The organism is Methylobacterium sp. WL9 (genome assembly GCF_008040035.1).
GTDB lineage: Bacteria > Pseudomonadota > Alphaproteobacteria > Rhizobiales > Beijerinckiaceae > Methylobacterium > Methylobacterium thuringiense.
The window spans coordinates 1-510 of record NZ_VRVE01000209.1; the positions used below are offsets into that span (position 1 = coordinate 1).

Genomic DNA, 510 nt, shown 5'->3' on the forward strand with positions numbered 1-510 from the left:
GGCCTCGCGGGCGACGCGGTGGTGCTCGGCGATGCCGGCCTGGTGCGGTTCGTCAACGGCAAGCCGGTTCGTGCTGAGAGCACGGACGTCACGGTCGGCGGTGACGATACGATCACGCTCGGCGCCGGCAACGGTGTGGTGCTCGGCGGCTCGGGTGCGGACGCCCTGACGCTGGGCGCGGGCCGGTCTGTGGTTCTCGGCGACAACGGTACGGTCGATCTCGACGATCAGGCGCGTGCCACCGAGATCGCCTCGACGTCTCCGGACGTCGGCGGCCGCGATGTGATCGTGGTCGGCGACGGCGGCAGCGTTGTCATCGGCGGCTTCGGTGCCGACCTGATCACGACGGGTTCGGGCTCGGACATCGTGCTCGGCGACAACGGCGCGGTGACGCTGAGCGCGCTGGTGCCGGTGTTCGTGCGGACGACGAGCCCGGCGATCGGCGGCGCGGACGAGATCCGGGCGGGCGAAGGCGACAACGTCGTGCTCGGCGGTGCGGGCGCGGACCTC

General features: G+C 72.2%; 1 pseudogene. It reads left to right on the top strand.

The features are described 5' to 3' along the window. Positions 1–510 (top strand): annotated as a pseudogene (locus FV217_RS22530) (hypothetical protein); the annotation flags it as partial.